Source organism: Curtobacterium phoenicis, assembly GCF_047238015.1.
Lineage (GTDB): Bacteria > Actinomycetota > Actinomycetes > Actinomycetales > Microbacteriaceae > Curtobacterium.
This window is the reverse complement of the sequence record NZ_JBDFLZ010000002.1, coordinates 128,805-152,024: the sequence shown is the minus strand read 5'-3', so window position 1 is coordinate 152,024 and position 23,220 is coordinate 128,805. Positions and strand designations below refer to the sequence as shown.

At 68.4% G+C, this 23,220-nt stretch carries 17 protein-coding genes; 16 read left to right on the top strand and 1 reads right to left on the bottom strand.

Annotation, left to right across the window (positions count from 1 at the left end; translation table 11 throughout):
* The 6 genes from ABC270_RS00760 (at position 1) to ABC270_RS00735 (ending at position 10,834) form a co-directional block, all read left to right on the top strand.
* Positions 1 to 1,170, top strand: coding sequence for a sensor histidine kinase (locus ABC270_RS00760; protein WP_412882015.1), 1,170 nt, complete (start codon positions 1 to 3; stop codon positions 1,168 to 1,170).
* The gene (locus ABC270_RS00755; protein WP_412879025.1) at positions 1,167 to 1,814 is read left to right on the top strand and encodes a response regulator; all 648 of its coding nucleotides are present in this window, start codon (positions 1,167 to 1,169) and stop codon (positions 1,812 to 1,814) included. Before ABC270_RS00760 ends, ABC270_RS00755 begins: the two co-directional genes overlap by 4 nt.
* A gap of 306 nt (positions 1,815 to 2,120) precedes the next feature.
* Positions 2,121 to 2,648, top strand: coding sequence for a hypothetical protein (locus tag ABC270_RS00750; protein WP_412879024.1), 528 nt, complete (start codon positions 2,121 to 2,123; stop codon positions 2,646 to 2,648).
* A gap of 351 nt (positions 2,649 to 2,999) precedes the next feature.
* Entirely contained in the window at positions 3,000 to 6,488 is a 3,489-nt protein-coding gene (gene rpoB, locus ABC270_RS00745; RefSeq protein ID WP_412879023.1) for a DNA-directed RNA polymerase subunit beta, read from the top strand.
* A gap of 42 nt (positions 6,489 to 6,530) precedes the next feature.
* On the top strand, positions 6,531 to 10,412 hold the full coding sequence (gene rpoC, locus ABC270_RS00740) for a DNA-directed RNA polymerase subunit beta' (RefSeq protein WP_412879022.1): 3,882 nt from the start codon (positions 6,531 to 6,533) through the stop codon (positions 10,410 to 10,412).
* 158 nt (positions 10,413 to 10,570) lie between these two features.
* Positions 10,571 to 10,834 (top strand): hypothetical protein, encoded by a 264-nt coding sequence (locus ABC270_RS00735; protein WP_412879021.1) that lies wholly within the window; start codon positions 10,571 to 10,573, stop codon positions 10,832 to 10,834.
* A 3-nt stretch (positions 10,835 to 10,837) separates the two neighbouring features.
* On the opposite strand, the gene ABC270_RS00730 is transcribed toward ABC270_RS00735, so the two are convergent.
* The gene (locus tag ABC270_RS00730) at positions 10,838 to 11,203 is read right to left on the bottom strand and encodes a VOC family protein (protein WP_022904460.1); all 366 of its coding nucleotides are present in this window, start codon (positions 11,201 to 11,203) and stop codon (positions 10,838 to 10,840) included.
* Between the two features lie 66 nt (positions 11,204 to 11,269).
* On the opposite strand from ABC270_RS00730, the gene ABC270_RS00725 reads away from it, so the two are divergent.
* The 10 genes from ABC270_RS00725 to ABC270_RS00680 all read left to right on the top strand — a co-directional run bounded on the left by ABC270_RS00725 (position 11,270) and on the right by ABC270_RS00680 (position 23,211).
* Positions 11,270 to 12,292 carry a GNAT family N-acetyltransferase gene (locus ABC270_RS00725; RefSeq protein WP_412879020.1) on the top strand — a complete coding sequence of 341 codons (1,023 nt, stop codon included), beginning with the start codon at positions 11,270 to 11,272 and terminating at the stop codon, positions 12,290 to 12,292.
* Between the two features lie 181 nt (positions 12,293 to 12,473).
* Positions 12,474 to 14,144, top strand: a complete 1,671-nt coding sequence (locus ABC270_RS00720; protein ID WP_412879019.1) for a GspE/PulE family protein — start codon at positions 12,474 to 12,476, stop codon at positions 14,142 to 14,144.
* Positions 14,145 to 14,160: 16 nt separating this feature from the next.
* Positions 14,161 to 15,912, top strand: a complete 1,752-nt coding sequence (locus tag ABC270_RS00715; RefSeq protein ID WP_412879018.1) for a type IV pilus twitching motility protein PilT — start codon at positions 14,161 to 14,163, stop codon at positions 15,910 to 15,912.
* Positions 15,912 to 17,141, top strand: coding sequence for a type II secretion system F family protein (locus ABC270_RS00710; protein WP_412879017.1), 1,230 nt, complete (start codon positions 15,912 to 15,914; stop codon positions 17,139 to 17,141). The genes ABC270_RS00715 and ABC270_RS00710 overlap by 1 nt, the downstream gene beginning before the upstream one ends.
* 179 nt (positions 17,142 to 17,320) lie before the next feature.
* Positions 17,321 to 17,776, top strand: coding sequence for a type II secretion system protein (locus ABC270_RS00705; protein ID WP_412879016.1), 456 nt, complete (start codon positions 17,321 to 17,323; stop codon positions 17,774 to 17,776).
* A 20-nt stretch (positions 17,777 to 17,796) separates the two neighbouring features.
* Positions 17,797 to 18,267: a type II secretion system protein gene (locus ABC270_RS00700; RefSeq protein ID WP_412879015.1), complete on the top strand. Its 471-nt coding sequence runs from the start codon at positions 17,797 to 17,799 to the stop codon at positions 18,265 to 18,267.
* A 96-nt stretch (positions 18,268 to 18,363) separates the two neighbouring features.
* On the top strand, positions 18,364 to 19,812 hold the full coding sequence (locus ABC270_RS00695) for a prepilin-type N-terminal cleavage/methylation domain-containing protein (protein ID WP_412879014.1): 1,449 nt from the start codon (positions 18,364 to 18,366) through the stop codon (positions 19,810 to 19,812).
* A complete protein-coding gene (locus ABC270_RS00690) occupies positions 19,809 to 20,507 on the top strand; it encodes a PulJ/GspJ family protein (protein WP_412879013.1) in 699 nt (232 codons plus the stop codon). Before ABC270_RS00695 ends, ABC270_RS00690 begins: the two co-directional genes overlap by 4 nt.
* 8 nt (positions 20,508 to 20,515) lie before the next feature.
* A complete protein-coding gene (locus tag ABC270_RS00685) occupies positions 20,516 to 22,378 on the top strand; it encodes a hypothetical protein (protein WP_412879012.1) in 1,863 nt (620 codons plus the stop codon).
* Positions 22,375 to 23,211: a prepilin peptidase gene (locus ABC270_RS00680; protein WP_412879011.1), complete on the top strand. Its 837-nt coding sequence runs from the start codon at positions 22,375 to 22,377 to the stop codon at positions 23,209 to 23,211. Before ABC270_RS00685 ends, ABC270_RS00680 begins: the two co-directional genes overlap by 4 nt.
* Positions 23,212 to 23,220 lie beyond the last annotated feature (9 nt).

Genomic DNA, 23,220 nt, shown 5'->3' with positions numbered 1-23,220 from the left:
ATGCTCACCGAGCCCGAGCGGGCCGACCTCCCCCGCGACGGGGGCGGCCGGCCCCGCTCCGGTTTCGCGTGGGCACTGAACGCGCTCGGGGTCGTCGTCGTCGGCTTCTGGTTCGTGAGGAACGGCACCGCCCTCCACCACCCGGCGTGGGTGTGGGTGTCCGGGGGTGTGGCGCTCGCCGCCTGGCTCCTCCGCGAGTTCGGTCGGTCCACGCGGGTGGTGCTCGCCGCCGGCGCCGTCATGGTCCTCGCCGGCTCCCTGGTCGTCGTCCCCACCGACTCGCTGATGATCGTCCCGGTCATCGTCGGCATCGTGCTCCTCGGTGCCACGGTCAGGCTGCCGGTCTGGGTCGGTGCCGTCGGGGCGGTGGTGGCCCTCGTCGTGATCGCGCTCTCCGCGACCGTCCTCCAGACGTCGGTCCAGTTCGTCCTCGGCACGAGCGCCGGACTGCTCCTCGGCGTCCTCATCGGGTTCAGCCGTCGGCAGTACCGGGTGGCCGAGCAGCGTTCCCGAGAGGCGCTCGCCGAGCAGCAGCGGGCCGCCCTCCTCGCCGACCGCGCCCGCGCCGCACGGGACGTCCACGACGTGCTCGCCCACTCCCTCGGCGGACTCGTGCTCCAGCTCGACGCGGTCGAGGCCCTCCTCGAGGCAGGCCGCGTCGACGAGGCCGCCCGACGTGCGGCCGAGGCGCGCACGCTCGCCGCCGACGGGCTGTCGGAGGCCCGACGAGCCGTCCGCGCCCTGCGCGAGGACCAGGCGGCACCGACGCAGGCCGACGTCCCGGACCCGAGCCGTGCCTCCCGGCTGGAGACGCTGTTCGCAGACCACCGGTCCTTCGGCGGGACGGTGACGACGCAGGGTGGCGAGACACTCGCCGACCTCGACGCGGCGCACCGCGCCGCCGTGATCCAGGTCTGCCGGGAGGCACTGAGCAACGCCCGCAGACACGCCCCCGGCCGTCCCGTGGCCGTGTCGGTGGTCCGGGACGGCTCCGCCGTGTCCGTCACGGTCGCGAACCCGCTCGGCTCCGACGGCCACGGCATCACGGGCATGCGGGAGCGCTTCGCGGAGCTGGGCGACGACTCGACGGTCGACGCCGGGATCCGCGACGGGGCGTTCGTCGTGGCCATGCGCGTGCCCGTCGCCGACCGGGCGGGGGAGTCGTCGTGACGATCCGCGTGCTCGTCGTCGACGACCAGGCGATCGTGCGGGACGGGCTGGTGACGGTGCTCTCGCTCGTGCCGGACCTCGAGGTCGTGGGCGAGGCGGCCGACGGCGCCGAGGCCGTCGCCGCCGTCGAGCGCGACCGTCCGGACGTCGTCCTGATGGACCTCCGGATGCCCGTCGTCGACGGCCCCACCGCGACCGCCCGCATCACCGCGGCGCACCCGGAGGTCGGCGTGCTCGTCCTCACGACCTTCGCCGACGACGACTCGATCGTGACGGCGCTCCGTGCCGGCGCCCGCGGCTACCTCACGAAGGACGCCGGGCGCACCGAGATCGCCACCGCCATCCGCGCGGTCGCGTCCGGGCAGGCCACCTTCGACGCCTCGGTCGGGGCGCGGCTCGTCGCGCAGCTCGCGGGGCCCGCGTCGGCGTCGACGACGCCGTCGACCGACGTCCGCGACCGCTTCCCGGACCTCACCCCGCGCGAGGCGGACGTGCTCGAGCGGATCGCCGCGGGACGGTCGAACCCGGAGATCGCCGCGGAGCTGTTCCTGACGGTGCCGACCGTGAAGTCCTACGTGAACCAGGTGTTCGCGAAGCTCGGGGTGCGCAGCCGCGCGGAGGCCGTCGCACTCGTCCTGCGCTGAGTCCGGAGCCGGCCGGCCCGGCCCGGCGCCCGCGGTCTCCGGCCATCGACGTCCGCTGCCCAGCCCGCGCCAAGGGACGTCACGTACCGTTCACGCAGTCGTCACCCGGACCGTGTCGATGCCGGCGGCCCCACACCGCCCGCGTCCGCCCTCCGCCGTGACCGCGACGAGCCCGCCCGGGCCGACCCCACCGACCGGTGCCCGCTCGTCGCCGGCGCGTCGCCGCGCCGCCGCCCGGTGCGCCCTGCGCGCCGGGCCGCCCGCAGCGTGCGCAGCACGCCGTCCCGTGCCAGCAGGAGCCCCCGCATGACCGACACCATGAGCGTCCCGACCCTGGGACTGACCACCGCGAGCCGACCGCTCGCGCCGACCCGGGCCTCCCGGCCGGTCCACGGCGACCACGACGTCGCACCCGCCTGGATGCGTGCGACCGGTGCGGTCCTGCTGCTCGCCGGCCTCGCGCTGTCGAGCGCGGTCCTCGCCTGGCCCGGTGACGCACCCGAGGCGGCGCTGCTCGTACCCGGCGTCGTCGCGGTCGTGACCGGGTTCCTGCTCGTCCTCGCGCGCACCGGTGTCACCGTCACGGACCGGCAGGTCGTCCTGCGCTTCCGGCCGCTGCCCGCACGGCGCATCGACCGCTCCCGGATCGTGGACGTGCGTCTCGTCGAGGCGGATGCGTCGACGTTCGGCGGCATCGGCCTGCGCCGCGCGCACGGCGTGCGTGCGCTGCTCCTGACGCCCGGCCTGGGCGTCGAGATCACCGACGACCGGGGCCGCGTGACGTTCGTCCGGACGGCGCGCCCCGAGGCGACGTACCGCGCCCTGGCGGTCTGAGCACCGGGGAATGATCGACCGGTCCACCGGCTTATACACGTCACGGTTGAAGAAGGTCAAGCCGGGACTGGACATCGGGGGACAAGCCGACCTATGATGACAGTTCGCGCTCCCTGGCTCGTCGTGTCGTCATATTGCGGTCGACCGACGGTTCACCTCGAACCCGCCTGGTGACGCCGGACCCGTATATGGCGGCGGGTCCCGCTCACTCCGATCATCGCACAGGTCGCATCCGACGGATGCGCACCGTTCCCCGTGTGTTGGTCACCAGGTCGCGCTGAAGCGTCAATCCACCCACCAACGTGCTGCTCGTCAGTACCGGCCCGACGGGGCCTACCGGAGGTCACACCCTTGGCTGCTGCGCCCAACGCATCCACCAACCCCAAGAACGGTCGCAACCACTCGCGACTCTCGTTCGCCAAGATCACGGACACCCTCACGGTTCCTGATCTGCTCGCCCTCCAGACGGAGAGCTTCGACTGGCTCGTCGGCAACGACGTGTGGAAGGCCCGACTCGCGGAGGGGCAGGAGCAGGGTCGCACCGACCTCGCGCTGCACTCCGGGCTCGAGGAGATCTTCGAGGAGATCTCCCCGATCGAGGACCTCGGCGAGACCATGCAGCTCGGCTTCACGTCGCCCGAGCTCGAGGACCCCAAGTACTCGATCGACGAGTGCAAGGAGCGTGGCAAGACCTACGCCGCACCGCTCTACGTCAACGCCGAGTTCATGAACCACATGACCGGTGAGATCAAGACGCAGACCGTGTTCATGGGCGACTTCCCGCTCATGACCGAGCGCGGCACGTTCATCATCAACGGCACCGAGCGCGTCGTCGTCTCGCAGCTCGTCCGTTCCCCGGGCGTGTACTTCGAGCGCGCGCAGGAGAAGACCTCCGACAAGGACATCTACTCCGCACGCGTCATCCCGTCGCGCGGTGCCTGGCTCGAGTTCGAGATCGACAAGCGCGACCAGGTGGGCGTGCGCATCGACCGCAAGCGCAAGCAGTCCGTCACGGTCTTCCTCAAGGCCCTCGGCCTGACGAGCGAGGAGATCCTCGACGAATTCCAGGGGTTCGCCTCGATCGAGTCGACCCTCGAGAAGGACGCCATCCTCACCAAGGAAGAGGCGCTCAAGGACATCTACCGCAAGCTCCGTCCGGGCGAGCAGGTGGCGGCCGAGGCGGCGCGTGCGCTCCTCGACAACTTCTACTTCAACCCGAAGCGCTACGACCTGGCGAAGGTGGGCCGCTACAAGCTCAACCGCAAGCTCGGCATCGACGCGCCGCTCAGCGACTCGGTGCTGACCGTCAAGGACATCGTCGCGACGATCAAGTACCTCGTCTCGCTGCACGCCGAGCGCACCACGATCGACGGCGTCCGTGACGGCGAGCCGGTGCAGCTCCGCCTCGACGTGGACGACATCGACCACTTCGGCAACCGTCGCATCCGCGCGGTGGGCGAGCTCATCCAGAACCAGGTCCGCACCGGTCTGTCCCGCATGGAGCGCGTCGTCCGCGAGCGCATGACCACGCAGGACATCGAGGCGATCACGCCGCAGACCCTGATCAACGTGCGCCCTGTCGTCGCCGCGATCAAGGAGTTCTTCGGGACGTCCCAGCTGTCGCAGTTCATGGACCAGAACAACCCGCTCGCGGGCCTGACGCACAAGCGTCGTCTCTCGGCCCTCGGCCCGGGTGGTCTGTCCCGTGAGCGTGCCGGCGTCGAGGTCCGCGACGTCCACCCGTCGCACTACGGCCGCATGTGCCCGATCGAGACCCCGGAAGGCCCGAACATCGGCCTGATCGGCTCGCTCGCGTCGTTCGGTCGGATCAACTCCTTCGGCTTCATCGAGACCCCGTACCGTCGCGTCGTCGACGGTCAGGTCACGACGCAGATCGACTACCTGACCGCGTCCGAGGAAGACGACTTCGTCGTCGCCCAGGCGAACGCGCCGCTGACCGACTCCTTCCACTTCGCGGACGACAAGGTGCTCGTCCGGAAGAAGGGCGGCGAGGTCGAGCTCGTCGGCAAGGACGAGGTCGACTACATGGACGTCTCCCCGCGCCAGATGGTGTCGGTCGCGACGTCGCTCATCCCGTTCCTCGAGCACGACGACGCGAACCGCGCCCTCATGGGCGCGAACATGCAGCGCCAGGCCGTGCCGCTGCTCCGTTCCGAGTCGCCGCTCGTCGGCACCGGTATGGAGGGCTACACCGCGATCGACGCCGGTGACGTCGTCACCGCCGACAAGGCCGGTGTGGTCTCCGAGGTCTCGGCCGACGCCGTGACCCTGCAGCTCGACGAGGGCGGCACGCAGACCTACTACCTGCGCAAGTTCGACCGCTCCAACCAGGGCACGAGCTACAACCACCGCGTCATCGTCTCCGCAGGCGAGCGCGTGGAGCAGGGCGAGGTCATCGCCGACGGCCCCGCGACGGAGAACGGCGAGCTCGCGCTCGGCAAGAACCTCCTCGTCGCGTTCATGCCGTGGGAGGGCTACAACTACGAGGACGCGATGATCCTGTCGCAGAACCTCGTGAAGGACGACACGCTCTCCTCGATCCACATCGAGGAGTACGAGGTCGACGCCCGCGACACGAAGCTCGGCAAGGAGGAGATCACCCGCGACCTCCCGAACGTCAGCCCGGACCTCCTGGCCGACCTCGACGAGCGCGGCATCATCCGCATCGGCGCCGAGGTCCGCCCCGGCGACATCCTGGTCGGCAAGGTCACGCCGAAGGGCGAGACCGAGCTCTCCGCCGAGGAGCGCCTGCTCCGCGCGATCTTCAACGAGAAGTCGCGCGAGGTGCGCGACACCTCGCTGAAGGTGCCCCACGGTGAAGAGGGCACGATCATCGGCGTCAAGGTGTTCGACGCGCAGGACGGCGACGACGAGCTCGGCTCGGGCGTCAACCAGCGTGTGGTCGTCTACATCGCCCAGAAGCGCAAGATCACTGCGGGTGACAAGCTCGCCGGTCGTCACGGCAACAAGGGCGTCATCTCGACGATCCTGCCGGTCGAGGACATGCCGTTCCTCGCGGACGGTACCCCGGTCGACATCGTGCTGAACCCGCTCGGCGTCCCCGGCCGCATGAACTTCGGACAGGTCCTCGAGATCCACCTCGGGTGGCTCGCGAAGCAGGGCTGGAACGTCGAGGGCATCCAGGAGTGGGCGTCGGCCCTGCCCGAGGCCGCTCGCCACGCGGAGCCCGGCACGAAGGTCGCCACCCCGGTGTTCGACGGTGCGTACGAGCGTGAGATCGAGGGCCTCCTCGACAGCACCCTCCCGAACCGCGACGGCGAGCGCCTGATCGGTTCGTCCGGCAAGGCGCAGCTCTTCGACGGTCGCTCCGGCGAGCCGTTCCCGGAGCCCGTCTCGGTCGGTTACATGTACATCCTCAAGCTGCACCACCTGGTCGACGACAAGATCCACGCGCGTTCGACCGGTCCGTACTCGATGATCACGCAGCAGCCGCTGGGTGGTAAGGCGCAGTTCGGTGGACAGCGCTTCGGTGAGATGGAGGTGTGGGCACTCGAGGCGTACGGCGCCGCCTACGCCCTCCAGGAGCTCCTGACGATCAAGTCCGACGACATCCTCGGCCGCGTGAAGGTCTACGAGGCGATCGTCAAGGGCGAGAACATCCAGGAGCCCGGCATCCCGGAGTCGTTCAAGGTCCTCATGAAGGAGATGCAGTCGCTCTGCCTGAACGTCAAGGTCCTCTCGGCCGACGGCCAGGCGGTCAGCCTCCGCGACACGGACGACGAGGTCTTCCGTGCCGCCGAAGAGCTCGGCATCAACATCTCCTCGCGGTTCGAGTCGTCGTCCGTCGACGACATCTGATCCCGCCCGTACACGTAACGAATCCAGCTAGAGAGAAGAACATTGCTCGAAGCAACTTCATTTGACGCACTGCGGATCGGTCTCGCCACGGCCGAGGACATCCGCCAGTGGTCGTACGGCGAGGTCAAGAAGCCGGAGACCATCAACTACCGCACCCTCAAGCCCGAGAAGGACGGTCTGTTCGGCGAGCAGATCTTCGGTCCGTCCCGCGACTGGGAGTGCGCCTGCGGCAAGTACAAGCGCGTCCGGTTCAAGGGCATCGTCTGCGAGCGCTGCGGCGTCGAGGTCACCAAGTCCTCGGTCCGCCGTGAGCGCATGGGCCACATCGAGCTCGCCGCGCCCGTCACGCACATCTGGTACTTCAAGGGCGTCCCGTCGCGCCTCGGGTACCTCCTCGACATGGCGCCGAAGGACCTCGAGAAGGTCATCTACTTCGCGGCGTACATGATCATCGACATCGATGAAGAGGGCCGTCACGCCGACCTCCCGGGTCTCGAGAACGAGATGCGTCTCGAGATCAAGACCCTCGAGGGCCAGCGCGACTCGATCATCGCCGACCGCCTCAAGAAGCTCGAGGACGACCTCGCAGCGCTCGAGGAGGAGGGCGCCAAGGCCGACGTCAAGCGCCGCACCAAGGACACCGCCGAGAAGGAGATGGCCCAGGTCCGCAAGTCGTTCGACGAGGACATCACCCGCCTCGAGCGCGTGTGGGAGGACTTCCGCAACCTCAAGGTGGGCGACCTCAAGCCCGAGGACGCCGTCTTCCACGAGCTGCAGGACCGCTTCGGCATCTACTTCGACGCCTACATGGGCGCCGAGGCGATCAAGCTCCGTCTCGAGGCCTTCGACCTGGCCGCCGAGGCCGAGTCGCTGCGCCTGCAGATCGCCGAGGGCAAGGGCCAGAAGAAGATCCGCGCGATCAAGCGTCTGCGCGTGGTCTCCTCCTTCCTCGCCACCGGCAACTCGCCGGCCGCGATGGTGCTCGACGTCGTCCCGGTCATCCCGCCGGAGCTCCGCCCGATGGTGCAGCTCGACGGTGGCCGCTTCGCCACGTCGGACCTCAACGACCTCTACCGTCGTGTGATCAACCGCAACAACCGTCTCCGCCGCCTGCTCGACCTCGGTGCCCCCGAGATCATCGTGAACAACGAGAAGCGCATGCTGCAGGAGGCCGTCGACGCGCTGTTCGACAACGGTCGTCGCGGTCGTCCGGTCACGGGTACCGGCAACCGCGCCCTGAAGTCCCTGAGCGACATGCTCAAGGGCAAGCAGGGTCGTTTCCGCCAGAACCTGCTCGGCAAGCGCGTCGACTACTCGGGCCGTTCGGTCATCATCGTCGGCCCGCAGCTCAAGCTCCACCAGTGCGGTCTGCCGAAGCAGATGGCGCTCGAGCTGTTCAAGCCGTTCGTCATCAAGCGCCTCATCGACCTGTCGCACGCGCAGAACATCAAGTCGGCCAAGCGCATGGTCGAGCGTTCGCGTCCGCAGGTGTGGGACGTGCTCGAGGAGATCATCCGCGAGCGCCCTGTCCTGCTGAACCGTGCGCCGACGCTGCACCGTCTGGGCATCCAGGCGTTCGAGCCGCAGCTCGTCGAGGGCAAGGCCATCCAGCTCCACCCGCTCGTGTGTGCTGCGTTCAACGCGGACTTCGACGGTGACCAGATGGCCGTGCACCTGCCGCTCTCGGTGGAGGCCCAGGCCGAGGCCCGCATCCTCATGCTCGCCTCGAACAACATCCTGAAGCCGTCCGACGGCCGTCCGGTGACCCTGCCCGCGCAGGACATGATCATCGGTCTGCACCACCTCACGACCGTCCGCGAGGGCGCCGTGGGCGAGGGTCGTGCGTTCTCCTCCGTCGCCGAGGCGATCCTCGCGAAGGACCAGGGCACGCTGCACCTCAACGCGCTCGTCAAGATCCGCATGTCCGACGTGTACTTCGCCGAGGGCGAGGCTCCGGAGGGCTACGTGCAGGGCGAGCCGGTGCTGCTCGAGACGACCCTCGGCCGTGCGCTCTTCAACGAGACCCTCCCGGCGAACTACCCGTTCGTGCAGAAGGTCACCGACAAGGGCGTGCTGTCCGCGATCGTCAACGACCTCGCCGAGCGCTACTCCAAGACCGAGACGGCCGCCGCGCTGGACCGGATCAAGGACGCCGGCTTCTACTGGGGCACCCGCTCCGGTGTGACCGTGGCACTCTCGGACGTCGTGACGCCTCCTCGCAAGAAGGAGATCATCGCGGGCTACGAGGTCCAGGCCGCCAAGGTCCAGGGCGAGTTCGACAAGGGTCTGATCACCGACGCGGAGCGCCGCGCCGACCTGATCAAGATCTGGACCGAAGCCACGAACGAGATCGCGCAGGAGATGCGCGACAACTTCCCGGTCGACAACACCATCAACCGCATGGTCTCGTCGGGTGCTCGTGGTAACTGGCTGCAGGTGCGCAACATCGCCGGTATGCGTGGTCTGGTGAACAACCCGAAGGGTGAGATCATCGCCCGCCCGATCATCAACTCGTACCGCGAGGGCCTGACCGTGGCGGAGTACTTCATTGCCACGCACGGTGCCCGCAAGGGTCTGGCGGACACGGCTCTCCGTACCGCCGACTCGGGCTACCTGACCCGTCGTCTCGTGGACGTCTCGCAGGACGTCATCATCCGCGAGGACGACTGCGGCACGACCCGCGGTCTCGAGCTGCCGATCGCGACGAAGGGTGCCGACGGCGCCCTGGTCCGCGACCCGCGCGTCGAGAACACCGTGTACTCGCGCACCCTGGCCACCCCGGCCGTGGACGCGCAGGGCACGGTCGTCGCCGAGGCCGGTGAGGACGTCGGTGACGTCCTGATCGACAAGCTCATCGCGGCCGGTGTCGAGAGCATCAAGGTGCGCTCGGTCCTGACCTGCGAGTCCGCCATCGGTGTCTGCGCGAAGTGCTACGGCCGTTCGCTCGCCACGGGCAACCTCGTCGACATCGGCGAGGCGGTCGGCATCATCGCCGCCCAGTCCATCGGTGAGCCCGGTACCCAGCTGACGATGCGTACCTTCCACACGGGTGGTTCGGCCTCGGCCGACGACATCACGCAGGGTCTGCCCCGCGTGACCGAGCTCTTCGAGGCCCGCACCCCGAAGGGCGCGTCCCCGATCGCCGAGGCCCCCGGCCGCGTCGTCATCGAGGACACGGACAAGGGTCGTCGGATCATCCTCACGCCGGACAACGGTGACGAGCCGTTCATCTACCCGGTGCTCAAGCGCGCGACCCTCCTCATCGAGGACGGCCAGCACGTCGAGCTCGGCGAGCAGTTCATCGCCGGCACGGTCGACCCCAAGGAGGTCCTCCGGGTCAAGGGTGTGCGCGAGGTCCAGAAGCACCTCGTCAACGGTGTGCAGGACGTGTACGGATCGCAGGGCGTGCCGATCCACGACAAGCACATCGAGGTCATCGTGCGCCAGATGCTCCGCAAGGTCACCGTCGTCGACCACGGCGACACCGACCTGCTCCCGGGCGAGCTCGTCGACCGTTCGCGGTACAACGAGCTCAACCGTGCGGCGCTGCAGGAGGGTCGCAAGACCGCTTCCGCTCGCCAGGAGGTCATGGGCATCACCAAGGCGTCCCTCGCGACCGAGTCGTGGCTGTCCGCCGCGTCCTTCCAGGAGACCACCCGCGTCCTCACGCAGGCGGCCATGGAGGGCAAGCAGGACCACCTCGTCGGCCTCAAGGAGAACGTCATCATCGGTAAGCTCATCCCCGCCGGGACGGGCCTCAGCCGGTACCGCGACGTGGACGTGAACGCGACCGAGGAAGCGAAGGCCGAGCGGTACCCCAACCGCATCTTCGCGGACGACTCGTCGTTCTCGGACGCCGACCTGAGCTTCGTCGACTTCGACAGCTTCTCGTCGGACGACTTCACGCCGGGCACGTACAACTGAGCCTGAAGTGACCCACGAGGGGCCCCGCATCCGTCAGGATGCGGGGCCCCTCTGCGTTGCGGCTCGCCTCCGCGGCCACGAGCCGGCCGGGAGGCGCGGTGCGGGCCCGCCACGGGCCTCCCGGCCGATCCGTCGCTGGTACGCGATATGTTGGTCCGGTGGGAAACGAGGCGCAGCAGTTGACGACAAGACGGCGACGCGCCGCCCTGGCGGTCGGAGTCGCATCGGTGGGACTGGCGGTGACGTCGCTGGTGCTCGTGTTGGCCGACGGGCCGTTGGCGGTCGCCGCAGGCGGAGGGGCCGTCCTCCTCGCCAGCGCGATCGACCGGATCGACCGCAACGGAGGCAGGGCGCCGAACACCTTCCTGATCGTCATGGGCGTCTTGGCCGTCGCAGGGATCGCGTGGCTCGTCCGCACGTGACGGTCAGGCGGTGCGGCCCTTCTCGTCGACCAGCGAGTACAGACTGAGGACGTTGCCGTCGGGGTCGCGGACGTCGAACCAGTTCGTGGCGCCGTCGATGCACTCGACCGGGCCGATGTCGATGCCGAGGGCGCCGATGCGGCTGTGCTGCGCAGTGACGTCGTCGACGCCGAACCGGACGGTGACGGGGTTCTCCTCGGCGTGCTCGTCCTCGTAGAGCTGGATCCAGATGCCGCCGACCTCGTACTCGGCGACGCCGTCCTCGGGTTCGAGGTCCGGCTCGGTGCGCTCGAAGACCGCTCCGTACCAGAGGCAGGACGCCTCGATGTCGGTGACGGGCAGCCCCACGGTCACGCTCGTGATGTCCATGACTCATCATGTCCCGGCGGGGCCTCGCACGTCGAGGGTTTCCTGCCGTGCTGGCAGGCTGGGGACATGGCGACACTGCGCGAACGGATCACCGCTCCGGCCCACCTCGAGCCCCCGGCTCCGGTCGCGGGCCTGACGTTCCGTCCGGCGACCCCGGACGACACCGCCGGGGTGCTCGCCGTGGCGGTCGCCGCCGCCGCGGTGGACGACCCGCGCAGCCGTCCCTCCACAGCGGACATCGAGCGCACGTTGTCCACGGAGGGACTCGACGTCGCCCGGGACACCCTCGTCGGCGTCGATGCTGATGGCCATGTGCAGGCGTACGGCATCGTCATCGACATCCCGTCCCGGGTCACCGCTGCCCGGGCGGTGCTGGAGGGCGCGGTCCATCCCGAGCTCCGCGGTCGCGGCATCGGTCGGCGGCTCCTCGCTTGGCAGGTCGGTCGGGCGCGGCAGCGACTGGCGCAGCTCGACGTGGACCTCCCGGCGACGCTCGACGTCGGCGGGCCGGAGGGCTCCTCGGTCCTCCGGCTGGCGTCGCGGGCCGGGTTCGAGCCCGTGCGGACGTGGCTCGACATGGAGCTCGTGTTCGACGGCGCCCCCGCGAGCGAGGTCCCGGCGCTGCCCGAGGGCCTCCTGGTCCGGCCCGCGACGGAGGACGACATCGAGCCGCTGCGGACGGCCAAGAACGACGCCTTCCGCGACCACTGGGGTTCCCAGCCGATGGTCGCGTCGGACTGGCGCGGGTTCCTCACCTCGGCCAAGAGCCGGCTCGACCTGTCCCGTCTGGTCGTCGACGACGCCGGCGCCGTGCTCGCCTTCGCGATCGTCGAGGTGGAGCCGTCCGCGTTCGAGGCCCGCGGGCACGGCTTCGGGTACGTCCACTGGGTCGGGGTCGTCCGTGCTGCGCGCGGTCGGGGCCTCGCGCCGCTCGTGCTCGGTGCTGCGCTCGAGGCGATCCGGTCCGAGGGGCTCGCGGCTGCGGTGCTCGACGTCGACGCAGAGAACCCCAGCGGAGCCGGCCGCATCTACGAGCGCCTCGGCTTCGTCGCGGGCGACACGCACGTCACGGCGTCCGTGTCCCTCTGACGCGGGCCGTCCGGGCTGCACGCACCGCCCGACACCCTCGCACTGGGGGCACCCGTGCGCCCTCCGCCCCCTCTTTCTGGGACTGCGGCGGCCCTCCGGCGCGACCGTAGCGTGGTCGAGCGCCGTTCCCCGCACGGTGCCACTCCCGATCCGCGCGCGAACCGAAGGAGGCTCGGAGCCCATGGCCACGCTGTCCAAGATCCTCATCCTCAACGGTGCCCTGCCGATCGAGCACCTCGACTCGATGACCGGCGACGAAGACGTCGACGACCGGTCCATCCGAGCGCTCGTCGACCAGGGCATCGTGAGCGAGGCACAGTACATCACCGCTCGTGCCGCCTCGAGCAACTCCCGCACGGTGCCCCTGACCGACTACCCGGTCGACGGCACGGCGGTGTCGATGCTCCCCGCTGCCCTCTGTCGCCGCCATGGCGTGCTCGGCATCGGGTTCGAGGGCGACGTGCTCGTCCTCGCGATGGTGAACCCGACGAACGTCCTCGCGATCGACGACGCCCGGACCGCGTCCGGCCGGAGCGTCAAGCCGCTCCAGGTCGAGGAACGTGACCTCGTCGCCGCGCTCGACCGCTACCTCCGCGCCGACGACGAGCTCAACGACCTGACGTCCTCGCTCGAGGAAGAGGCATCGCAGCAGGCCCAGCAGCAGGCCGACCTGACCGACGGTTCGCTCGACGACGTCCCGATCGTCCGGTTCGTGAACCTCCTCGTGTCGCAGGCGATCCAGGACCACGCGTCGGACATCCACATCGAGCCCGGCGAGCACGAGGTCCGCGTGCGCTACCGGATCGACGGCGTGCTGCACGAGATGGCGCCGGCGCCGAAGAACATCCAGAACGGCGTCGTCAGCCGGCTCAAGATCATGAGCGACATCGACATCGCCGAACGTCGGAAGCCGCAGGACGGCCGCATGTCGGTCCGGCACGGCGGGCGCCAGATCGACCTGCGCGTCGCGACCCTGCCGACCGTGTGGGGCGAGAAGGTCGTCATGCGGATCCTCGACAACACGAACACGTCGATGTCCCTCAAGGACCTCAACCTCCTCGAACACAACTTCCAGGCGTACCAGCGCTCCTACTCGAAGCCCTACGGCATGATCCTCGTCACCGGGCCGACCGGTTCCGGGAAGTCGACCACGCTCTACACGACGCTCAACGCCGTGGCGAAGCCCGAGATCAACGTCATCACCGTCGAGGACCCGGTCGAGTACCGGATGGCCGGCATCAACCAGGTGCAGGTCAACCCCAAGGCGGGGCTGACGTTCGCGTCCGCACTGCGGTCGATCCTCCGTTCCGACCCCGACGTCGTCCTGCTCGGCGAGATCCGTGACCACGAGACCGCGCAGATCGCCATCGAGGCCTCCCTTACCGGTCACCTGGTGCTCTCCACGCTGCACACCAACGACGCCCCCTCCGCGGTGACCCGGCTCACCGAGATGGACATCGAGCCCTTCCTCGTCGGGTCCGCGCTCGACTCGGTGGTCGCGCAGCGTCTCGCGCGCCGCCTCTGCGACCGCTGCAAGGCACCGGCGGTCTACGAAGCCGAGCAGCTGCACGCCCTCGGGTTCCTGTCCAGCCCGGACGCCCCGGTGCCCGAGTTCTCCGCACCCATCGGCTGCTCGGTCTGCTCCAACACCGGGTACCGCGGGCGCATCGCCCTCCACGAGGTCATGACCGTGACCGAGGAGATCGAGCGGCTCGCCGTCGCCCGGGCGTCGAGCGCGGAGATCAGCCGCGTCGCCCAGGAGCAGGGCATGCTCACCCTCCGCCAGGACGGGTGGGAGAAGGTCAAGCTCGGCATGACGAGCGTCGACGAGATCCTGCGCGTGGTCGCGTAGGCCCGGGAGCACAACGATGACCGATTCCGTCTACGACATCACGCCCGCGGACGACCCCGTCCACGGATGGCACCCCGGAACGCCCGGCAACGAGGTCGGCGGAGGACGCCGAGCGGCGCGCCTTGCGGCCGCCGCCGCAGCCGCGGCGTCCCATCCGACTTCGCCGGACGTCGCGAGCTCCGTCGTGCCACCGCCCGCCGCGTCGCCCGTCTACGACCTCGCCGACGACGCCGCCTGGGTCACGCCCGCCGCGCCGGCTCCGACGCCCGCGTGGGACGCGCCCGTCGCTCCCGCCGCCTCGGCGTCCGCCTGGGACACACCCGCCGCCGCCGCTCCCGTTCCCGTTCCCGCCTGGGAGGTGCCCGCCGACGCGGCCCCCGGGGCGACCCCCGCGTGGCCCGCCCCCGCCGGCGACCCCGTCGCCGTCCCGGTCGCGCAGCCCCAGGCGGCGCCTGCGACGCCACCCGCAGCCGTCCCGCCGTCGACCGCGTCCTACGGGTACGCCGACGAGGCGACCCGGTACCTGCCGGTCGTACCCGGCGGGGTCCCCACGGGCCTCCCGGCTGGATCTGCTGCGGACGGGAGCGAGGTGATCAACTTCACGCGTCACGCGCGCGAGGTCGCCGATCCCGACCTCATCACCGCGCTCGCGCAAGTCGTCTACCAGGGCGCGTCCGACCTGCACGTCACCGCCGACGCACCTCCGACCGTGCGCGTCGACGGATCGTTGCGACCCGCCGTGCCGGGAGGCCCGTGGTCGCGCGCGAAGGTCATCGCGGCGCTCAAGACGATGCTGTCGGTCGAGCAGGCCGGCCAGTTCGACCACGAGCAGGAACTCGACTTCGCCTACTCGCTCTCGCCCGACTTCCGGTTCCGCGTGAACTACTACCAGCAGCGCGGCAACTGGGGCGCCGCGTTCCGCATCATCCCGACGAAGATCAAGACCCTCAAGCAGCTCGGCATCCCCGAGCACGTCGGTGAGTTCGCAAAGCTCCCACGCGGGCTCGTCCTCGTCACCGGGCCCACCGGCTCCGGCAAGTCGACCACGCTCGCCGCCCTCATCGACCTCGTCAACGAGACCCGTGCCGACCACATCGTCACGGTCGAGGACCCCATCGAGTTCATGCACGAGCACAAGAAGGCGATCATCAACCAGCGCGAGGTCGGCGCCGACACCCACTCCTTCGCCGCCGCGCTCAAGCACGTGCTGCGGCAGGACCCCGACGTCATCCTCATCGGCGAGCTCCGCGACCTCGAGACCATCTCCGTCGCCCTCACCGCTGCCGAGACCGGGCACCTGGTCTTCGCGACCCTCCACACCCAGAGCGCACCCGGCACCATCGACCGTGTCATCGACGTGTTCCCGCCGCACCAGCAGGGCCAGATCCGCACGCAGCTCGCGTCGACGCTCGAGGGGGTCGTCTGCCAGACGCTCGTGCCGAAGGCCAACGGCGCCGGCCGCGTCGTCGCCACCGAGATCATGAAGACCACCCCCGCGATCGGTAACCTCATCCGCGAGGGCAAGACCTACCAGATCACCTCTGCGATGCAGGCCGGCCGCGACGCCGGCATGCACACCATGGACCAGGACCTCGCCGAGCTCGTCAACGTCGGCACCGTCACCCGTCGCGCCGCCATGGAGAAGGTCCACGACCACGACGGCTTCGACCGGCTCGTGCAGCGCGTCGAATCGCCGTCCGACTCCTCCGCCGCCGCGATCGCCGCGTCCGAGATCGACTTCGGCGACAAGTACTCGGGAGGCCACTGATGTCGCTCGCGTTCGACTACCGCGGCCGTGACGGCAGCGGCAAGCTCGTCAAGGGGCGGCTCGATGCCGCGTCGGAGAACGCGGCGACCTCCCGCCTCCGATCGATGGGCATCGCCCCGATCGCCATCAGCGAGGCTCGTGCTGGCACGGGCCTCCAGACCGAGATCAAGATCCCCGGCTTTGAGAAGGGGGTCAAGCTCAAGGACCTCGCCATCATGTCGCGGCAGGCGTCGACGATGCTCACCTCCGGCCTGTCGCTGCTCAAGGCGCTGACGATCCTCGCGGACCAGACCGAGAGCAAGAAGCTCAAGGCGATCCTCGCCAAGGTCCGTGACGAGGTCGAACAGGGCGTCTCCCTGTCGGACGCCGTCGCGAAGTACCCGGTGGACTTCCCGCCGATCATGATCAACATGATCCGGGCGGGGGAGGCGGGAGGCTTCCTGGACAAGGCGATGGACTCGATCGCGACGAACTTCGAGAAGGAGCACAAGCTCCGGTCGACGATCAAGTCGGCGATGACCTACCCGGTCGTCGTGCTCGTCATGTCGCTCGTGAGCGTCGTCGTCATGCTGGTCTTCATCGTGCCGATCTTCTCGAAGATGTTCTCCGGCCTCGGGAGCGCCCTGCCTTGGCCGACCCAGGCGCTCGTCGTGCTCTCGCACGCGATGGTGTGGATCGCGCCGGCGCTCGCCGTGGTGTCTGTCATCGTGTGGCTCTGGTACCGGATGAACAAGAACACGGACCGCGTACGGGCCTTCCTCGACCCGATCAAACTGCGGATGCCGATCTTCGGGCAGCTCAACCGGAAGATCGTCATCGCGCGATTCGCCCGCAATCTCTCGAACATGATCGGCGCTGGCGTGCCCATCTTGCACGCATTGCAGATCGTCGGCCAGGTGTCGAACAACTTCGTCGTTCAGAAAGCACTCGAGCGTGTTTCCGAATCAGTTCGAAAAGGTGAGTCGATCAATGCGCCACTGCAGCGCGAGAACGTGTTCCCGCAAATGGTCTCGCAAATGGTCGCGGTCGGCGAGGACTCCGGCTCGATGGAAACGATGCTCGAGAAGATCGCGGTCTTCTACGACGACGAGGTCGAAGCGACCACCGAGGCCTTGACGTCGCTGATCGAGCCGCTGCTCATCGCGTTTCTCGGCGTCGTCGTCGGAGGAATGATCGTCGCACTCTACTTGCCGATCTTCGACATCACGAGCGCCATCCAGCACTCCTGATCGGCAGCCCCATTGCAGGGGACACCCACCCGCAATTCGCCCCCGGACTGGGGGCGTTTTGCATGCAGAACACCCCCGTTCTCGGGATGACGCCCGGGAATGTGCTCGGAATACGCTTCAGTCGGCGGCGCGAGCGCAGCCCACCCATCCTCCTGAACCATTCCGAAGGAACGACAACAATGTACTTCCGTCTCATGGGCAAGCTGAATGCTCGCCGCAATGCGATCACTGCTGAGAATGAAAAGGGATTCACCCTGATCGAGCTCCTGGTGGTCGTCATCATCATCGGTATCCTCGCGGCGATCGCCATCCCGGTCTACTTGGGCGTGCAGAACAACGCGAAGAACTCCGCGACGCAGTCCGACGTCACGAACCTCAAGACGGCTGTCGTGAGCCTGCAGACCAGCGGTGGCTCGCTCCCGGCGAAGTTCTCCTCAGCCGTGGCCTCGAGCGGCAGCTTCCCGACCGGCTTCGCCAACGCCGGCGCCACGATCAGCTCCAACACCACGTCGCTCAACTACGGCCCGGTCGGCACCAACGGGGACTTCTGCATCATCGGCGTCAGCAGCGGCGGATCCACCTTCTACGCGACCTCCACGTCCGGTGTGACGAGCACCGCGTGCACGATCTCCTGACCATCCGAGAGGCAGAGGCAATGACCTTCACCGCACTTGCGACGCTCGAGGAGCGTCGGAACCGCCTCCGTGACCAGGACGACCGGGGCTTCACCCTGATCGAGCTCCTCGTCGTCGTGATCATCATCGGCATCCTCGCCGCGATCGCCATCCCCGTGTACCTCGGCGTGCAGAACAACGCCAAGAACTCGGCGACGCAATCCGACGTCTCCAACCTCAAGACCGCGGTCGTCAGCGTCCAGACGAACAAGGGTGCTCTCCCCACGACCAGCACGAGCTGGACTGCGCTGCCCGCGACCGGCAGCGACCCGGACTGGGCGGCTGCAGGCATGACGCTGTCGAGCAACACCAAGACGCTCTACTACCAGTACATCACCGCGACGACCTTCTGCGTGGCCGGCTGGAGCGCTGCAGGGAGCGCCTACTACGCCACCGAGTCGGGTGGCGTCACGGGTACGAAGCCGTCGCAGTGCACGGCCGTGACGTCCTGACTTGAGTCATGACCGGGCAGGGCATCCGGACCTCCGCTTGCCCTGCCCGGACGTAGGTCCAGCTCGACTCGCAACGGCCCAGACCAGGAGGTGACCATGATCCGACGCATCGCCGCGGTGTTCCGCCCCGTAGATCCTGCCGACCGCGAAGCGGGGTTCACGGTCGTCGAGGTCATGGTCGCCATGATGGTATTCGCGATCATGTCGATCGGCATCGCCTACGGCATCGTCAATGCCCTCACCCTGAGTCAGAACAGCCGGAGCCGCACGACCGCGATCGCGCTCGCCTCGCAGGACATCGACGGTCTGCGTCAGACAGCCAGTGCGACGGCGTCGGGCATCCAGCAGGTCACGAGCCTGCCCGCGAACCCGGGCGACCCCGTGCCGACGAAGACGATCGGTGGGGTCACCTACACCATCTCCCGCGACGTCAACTGGGTCGACAGCACCGGAGCCACGAACGCCTGTGGCTCCGCGTCCGGCGGGTACCTCGCCTACAAGAGCGTCGTCGAGACGGTCTCGTGGAAGAGTCGCAACCAGAACTACTCCACGACGATGACCTCGGCCATCGCGCCGTCGAGTGCGGTGACGTCGCCCGGGAACGGGTCGATCACCATCTCGGTGAAGACCGCGGCCGGTACGGGGAACGCCGGGGTGGCCATCACGATCACTCCCGTCGCAGGCGGCGCTGGCGGTCAGCTCACCGTGCAGCCAGACCCGACGAACGCACAGGGGTGCGCCATCGCCGTCGATGTGCAGCAGGGTGACTACACAGTGACCGCCACTGAGACCGGTGGCATCGACACGGACCAGAAGCAGCCAGCGAGGAAGACGCCGGTGACCGTGATCGCGGGAGCGAGCGCCTACGTGCCGTTCGTGTACGACCAGGCGTCGACGATGACGCTTCAGTACGCCTCGACCTACAGCGCGACCCTGCCGCAGAGCATGCCGACCACACTGTCCTCGACCGGCGGTGGACAGGACGTCATCACGCCGTGGGGCACGACCCCGACGGTCACCTCCGCGACGAAGACCGCCGTCAGCGTCTTCCCGTTCGGGAACTACGCGGTGTTCGCGGGTGCGTACAACTCCGCTCCCGGAGCGACGAGCTGTCTCAGCCCGAACCCGGGAGCCTGGAGCACGCCGAACGCGCAGGACCAGGTCGGCATCGCGCCTTCCCAGGTCGGTACCTCACCCGGACAGCCGGCGTCCGTGTCGCCGGTCCAGGTGATGACCGGCGTGGTCCAGGTCGGCGGTATGAGCAGCAGCACGTACGTCGTCGCCACCACGGCGACGACAGCGGGCGCCGGGGACCCCGGCTGCACCGCCGGGTACACGCTGAAGTTCCCGACCAGCTCGTCCGGTTCACAGGCGCTCGCGCTGCCGTTCGGCACATGGAACGTGTCGTTCTACTCGAGCATCACGGGCACAGTCCTCAACGTCCTGAACGGCGCCTCAGTGAAGAACGTGACGCCGGGGACCTCGAGCGGCGGGGTGCTCGGCGGCTACACCGTCGTGGTCGACCCGAGAGGACAGACGAAGTGATCCGGCAGGTCGTGGATCGATCTCGCGATGACCGCGGGATCACCCTCGTGGAGCTCCTGGTGGCGATGAGCGTCGCGACGATCATCATCGTGGCGGTCGGAGGTTTCTTCGCGGCGACCGTCAAGGCGACGAACACCGACCAGGTCAGTGAGACCGGCATGCGACAAGCCTCGAACATCATGAACGCTGTGACGCAGTACGTTCACGCGGCCACGGTCCTGCCGCTGCCGGACGGGACGTTCCAGACCGCGATCCAGCGTGCAACACCGACCGACGTGGCTTTCTACGCGTACGTCAACCTGTCGGGTTCCACCTCGCAGCAGCCGATCCAGGTCGAATTCGTCCGTGACTCGACATCTGGCCTCCTGCTCGAGAAGCAGTGGGACGGCATCGCAGACCAGACCGGGTACTACACCTTCCCTGCGCTCACGGCCGCGCCGACCCGCACCATCACCCTCGGCGGTCCGATCGCGTCCCCGACGATCGACAACCGCCCCCTCTTCGAGTACCTGGACGGCTCCGGCGTCGTCCTCCCCACCCCGGCGAGCACCCCTGCCTCGGTCCGAGCGATCCGCGTGAACATCGAGGCAGGATCGATCACAGCGGGGCGCCCGGGGAACACGACGCTCCAGAACACCCTCTACCTCTTCAACGTCGGCTACGCCACGACCTCGAACGCGGGAGCGACACCGTGATGCGGTCGATGCAGTCGATGCTCCGGCGGGCGAGCGACGACGATCGCGGGGTCGTCCTCGCGAACGTCATCATCTTCGGCACCGTCATGATGCTCATCGTCGCGGGTCTGTTGGTGCTGTCGACTTCCGGCGCCGTGAAGTCGTCGAACGACCGCGACTACCAGAACGCTGCGGCTGCTGCCTACGCGGGACTCGCGGATTACCAGTCGAAGATCTCGAACGACAACGGGTACGCCGTCTACGGTACGACCGCGAACGCGCAGTTCAGCTCCACCGCGAGGGCCGTCTTCCAAGGTCTGGGGCCGAACGGCACCACCAATCCGGCCTTCGTCGGCTGGGTCGGTGTCCCGAAGACCAGTGACCAGTGGTTCCGCTACGAAGTCGACAACTCCTTGTACGCCGCGCAGGGCATCCTCCGTGTCCGGGTGACCGGCAAGAGCGGATCGACGACACGCTCCCTCGTCGCGAACCTCAAGGGCGACGGCTTCATCAACTACCTGTACTTCACGAACTACGAATCAGCGCAGCCGTCGATCACCGGTTCGACCTGCACGTCGAACTACCAGTGGCAGACGGGCGTCTCGAACACCTGCGGGTACGTGCAGTTCGCCGCTCGTGACGTGCTGAACGGTCCCATCCGGACGAACGACACGTTCACGTCCTGCGGCGCGACCTTCAACGGAACGGTCGAGGACCACGACGGGACGGTGACGAGGCCGAGCGGTTGTGCGTCGTCGACCTACAACGGCGGAACGCCGGCAGCGGCGGCTTACCTCGGTCTGCCCGCACTGAACTCGAACATGTCCCAGGAGGCCCGCACCGACCTGCCCACCACCGTCCCTCGCCCCGGGTGCCTCTACACAGGCCCCACCACTATCACCTTCAACGGAGACGGCACGATGACCGTGAAGTCGCCGTGGTCCAGGGCAACCCAGTACAACGTCTCGGCCAGTGGGGCGAGTTCGGCGTCCGACACCGCGAAGGCCGCGTCGCTCTGCGGGTCGATCAGTGCGCTGCAGAGCTCGACCGGCGCCACCGTACCGACCCTGCCGTCCAACCTCGTGTTCGTGCAGGACGTCCCGCAGACGAACAGTCCGACGAACGTCAACTACTGGGGGACCTCCTACCCGAGCGGCTACACGAACACCTACTGCAACACGAAGGTCACAGTGAGCGGGAGCACCGTGTCGACCTCGGCGAGCACGAACTACAGCAACGGGATGGGCTACCCGACCTCAGGAGAGTGGATCAACGGCGGGTCGTACCAGTCCTACTACAACACCTACTGGCGAACTGGTTCCACCTCGGACACCTACGGCTGCACCGACGGCGACGTCTTCGTCTCCGGTCGATTCTCCGGCGCCATGACGATCGCCGCCGCGGGGACGGTCTGGCTCACCGGCAACGTCACCTACGTGAACGCGAACCAGGACATCCTGGGGCTGGTCGGACAGGATGCGGTCGAGGTCTGGAACCCGGCCAAGTGCTCGAGCTTCTCAGGTACGTCCTGTACCAACCCGACACTCCTCCGGCGGACGGGCGGTGAGAGTTTCGAGGTAGATGCTGGGATCGCGAGCAACGCCGGCACGTTCTGGAACCAGAACTACGACCTCGGGCAGCCGCTCGGCGTCCTCACGGTCAAGGGGTCGATCGCGCAGAACTGGCGCGGCATCGTGGCGACCGGTGGTGGAACCATCGCGACGGGCTTCGCGAAGAACTACGTGTACGACAGCCGCTTCCTCACGACGGCGCCGCCCAAGTTCCTCCAACCGGTCTCGACGTCGTACGGGGTGACGACGCAGGTGGAGGTACAGCCGGCGTACCTCGCGAACGGCCTGTGCGCGAAGACCGCAGCGGGAGTCTGTCGATGAGCGCCCCTCTACCGATCGGTCTCGTCGCGTCGTTCGCGGCGATGTTCGGCTTGCTCATCGGGTCGTTCCTCAACGTCGTCGTGTACCGCGTGCCGGCTGGCCTCTCCGTCGTCCGGCCAGCGAGCGCCTGCCCAGCGTGCCAGCACCCGATCCGCAGACGAGACAACGTCCCCGTTCTCTCGTGGATCGTCCTGCGAGCCCGCTGCCGGGACTGCGGGGTCCGCATCCCGGCCCGTTACCCGGCGGTCGAGGCGGCGACGGGTGTCCTGTTCGCGCTGGTCGTGTGGAGCGTCCTCCGTGCGCGCGTCGTGACCGACGGAGACGCCGCGGTCAACCTGACAGTCACGGTCGCGTTGCTGTACCTCATGGCGATCAGCGTCGCGCTCACGCTGATCGATCTCGACGTCCACCGACTCCCGAACGCGATCACGTACCCGTCCGCAGTCGTCCTGGTGGTGCTCCTCGTGATTGCCTCGGCTCTCGGCGGCGATTGGGGGGCCCTGTCGCGCGGCGTCCTCGGAGCCGCAGGCCTCGGTCTCTTCTACCTCCTCCTCGCCGTGGCAGTACCGGGCGGGATGGGGTTGGGTGACGTGAAACTCGCCGTGATCCTCGGCCTCGTCCTGGCGTACCTCGGATGGGGACCCCTCGCAGTGGGCGCTTTCGGAGCCTTCGTGGTCGGAGGTATCTTCGCGGTCGTCCTCCTCATCACCGGCCGGGTTCGGTGGCGCGGCGGTGTGCCCTTCGGTCCTGCCATGCTCGCCGGAGCCTGGATCGGTGTGTTCTTCGGTACGCCCGTCTGGACGGCGTACACCGCGGTCCTCGGCACGGCCTGACCCCTCCAT